The following is a 1,870-nucleotide window of genomic DNA, read 5'->3' as shown; positions in this document are numbered from 1 at the left end:
CGGGAATATCTAATTCAAATACTTGGTCATGAATCCGAGCCACATAAAACCCTTCTTGCAGAATTTTTTCCCGTAATTCTGGTGATAAATGAACCGCCGCTAATATGCCATAGAGTTTTTTATCTTTGTGTTCAGGGAAAAAGCGGCGAAACCGTTGCAAAATACTTTTTAATTGTGAAATAGACTCCTCTCTAGCATGACTTTTAACCTCGACGATATAAGCAGTATTTAGCTCACCATTAGTATAGGCAAGGACATCAATTTCTAGGTGTTGTCCTTCTTTACTGACTCGCACACTGGGACTGATAACTTCCATACCAAAGCGTTGTCTGAGAATCGTTTCCATTGAAGGGAGGGCAAGTCCTTCGGTAAAACTGCCGAATTTGGCCCCGAGTCCCCCAATTTGCTGACCTAATTCTTTGAGTTGTTTGTCAGTTTTCTTCTGTTGCTGACTAACTTCCTTCAGTTGTTTGTCAGTTTCTTTTTGAGCGGCAGTTAATTCAGCTTGAGCAGTCGCTAATTCGGCTAAGAGTCGCCATACGTCTTCGGATGTAGTTGCCATAGCTAATTTTTTCTCTCTGATTTAGTCTATTGCTATTTTACTGAATTTTGCCGATTCATGAAGAAGATAGTGCTTTTGCCTTTGAGTAAGAGAGCGATAAGTAGGGCGTGTTACGCTGTCGCTAACATACCTTTATTTTTATAAGTAACTTAGAGTATTGTTAAGATTTGATAAATTTATTAGAGTATTTTCAAGATTTGATAAATTTAACGGCAAGACTTTCAAATCTACAGACAAAAATGCTACTCTAGTGACCGCAACGCCATTTTTTAGGAGGCATTTAGTTATGGTATTAGCAAAACTGATTGATTGTCGAGGGGGGGGGTAAGAATAGCTTATCAAAAATAGCGATCGCTTCCTCTGCCATTGCTTTTAGCACTCTAGCAATATCACCAGTTCAAGCTGCTCAGCTAATTATTCCCAACACAACTGTTTTAGGGACTAATGTTTTTTCCGGGCCAACTTTCACGGTTTCTCAAAACTTTCTCCCGTCAGACACCTTAAGTGTTAATGTGTCTGGAACAGTAGATCTCTTTTTTGGACAATTTACTACTAATGCCGCAGGTGTTATTGTCTCACCCTCAGTAACACATACGGGAAATAATCCGGGACAAGTTCTCGCCGGTCCCGGAGGTCGACCATATGGTTCTCTACTCATTGGTAATAACACACTGGGATTTTTTCCCCTATTCCCAGCTAATGCCGCTAATGGTTTAGGCAATGCCAATCCACCAACAAATTTATCATTATCTGGTGTCCCTTTATCCAGTATCTTTACAAATGTAGGCTTTACGGGTATTGCTAATGGCACTGTTCTTGAGTTTCGTGTCAATGATGGTGATGTCAATACTAATAGCGGTCAATTTGTCATTGCCTCGACCCCTGAACCTAGCACAATTTTAGGCTTAGGTTTATTGGGATTTAGCGCTTTCTGCCAGCGCAAACTATCTCAAGAAAAGAGGTCAAAACAGGACAATTGAGTTGAGAACTTTAGGATTTATTTCAACAATTGATCCCCCCTTAATTCCCCCTTAATAAGCTATCCATTAGTCACATCTTTCTTAACATAAAATTTGACAAAAAGATAAAAGTGTGCAAGATGGCTCAAGGGGGTTCTATGGGGGGACTAATTTGATGAGATAGTTTCCAAGTCTCGCTGATATCATGTAAACTTCGCAGTCCCAACCAAATAGTTTTCACACCAGGTTCACCGTCACCTTTTCTACCTAAAGACCCCCCAAGAGAAGCAATCATTCTGACCGCTTCTCGAAAGGAGGGCGGCTTTTCAGGTGGCGGACTCTTTTTCTG

3 protein-coding genes are annotated in these 1,870 nt (G+C 40.6%); 1 reads left to right on the top strand and 2 read right to left on the bottom strand.

The features are described from left to right. Window positions 1-562 (bottom strand): DUF3782 domain-containing protein (locus PX636_RS06685; RefSeq protein ID WP_288116561.1); only part of this gene is annotated, 562 nt, incomplete at its 3' end. A gap of 305 nt (window positions 563-867) precedes the next feature. On the opposite strand from PX636_RS06685, the gene PX636_RS06680 reads away from it, so the two are divergent. Next, on the top strand, window positions 868-1,542 hold the full coding sequence (locus PX636_RS06680) for a PEP-CTERM sorting domain-containing protein (protein WP_288116560.1): 675 nt from the start codon (window positions 868-870) through the stop codon (window positions 1,540-1,542). 124 nt (window positions 1,543-1,666) lie between these two features. On the opposite strand, the gene PX636_RS06675 is transcribed toward PX636_RS06680, so the two are convergent. Continuing rightward, window positions 1,667-1,870, bottom strand: a 204-nt coding sequence (locus PX636_RS06675) for an IS4 family transposase (protein WP_288116559.1), incomplete at its 5' end; no start/stop codon positions are given.

Source organism: Microcystis sp. M53598_WE2, assembly GCF_030067735.1.
GTDB lineage: Bacteria > Cyanobacteriota > Cyanobacteriia > Cyanobacteriales > Microcystaceae > Microcystis > Microcystis aeruginosa.
Note: the sequence above shows the minus strand (reverse complement) of the source record. Positions and strands in the feature narration are given on the sequence as shown.